Raw genomic sequence first — 559 nt, 5'->3', positions numbered from 1 at the left:
ATTTCTTTGTCCAAAGCGACAAAGAAACGAAGCAAAGAAAACGCTTTTAAAACACGCTATCCTAAGTGTCCACAGCGTGCCGTTCCCATTCATAGGTGCCCCAAAAGCACGGTGCTCGCCAGAGCCACAGATGTTTGAAACCCTCCTTCTCGCGAATCCTGACATAGACACGCTTCGCCACCAGTGCTCTCGGGCAAGCACTATTGCCAAGGAACCTGTAATACCCCACGCGTTTTCGAGGCCCCGTTTCTTGGTAGCTTGGTTGAGTGCTCTGCGCAGGGGGCCGTGAGGCCAACCTCGCCAATCACAAACTGATGTATTTACCGCTTCAATCGTTGGTGAGCCGGTTGGTGAGTTGCATGGACATTTCCGTCCGGTACGGCTTCACGCATCCGGCGGCCTCGTTTCGAGGTTGGTTGTCGACGTGGTTCGGCGTGCGTACAAATTCGGTGGAAGGTTCTCCGCAGATAGCGCGGGGTATACCTTGGGCAGGTTCAATCACTGGTGGCGAAGCGTGTCAGAACCTGTGTTCGGAGAAGGAGGGTTTCAAACATCCTGC

At 54.0% G+C, this 559-nt stretch carries 1 protein-coding gene; it reads left to right on the top strand.

The window, feature by feature from the left end:
* Nucleotides 1-359: 359 nt before the first annotated feature.
* A partial coding sequence (locus tag GSQ93_RS37800; protein WP_216857648.1) for a hypothetical protein occupies nucleotides 360-559 on the top strand: 200 nt, incomplete at its 3' end.

This window comes from Burkholderia sp. S171 (assembly GCF_009766085.1).
Classification (GTDB): Bacteria; Pseudomonadota; Gammaproteobacteria; order Burkholderiales; family Burkholderiaceae; genus Caballeronia.
The sequence above is the reverse complement of the archived record's forward strand: the minus strand, read 5'-3'. Positions and strand labels throughout refer to the sequence as shown.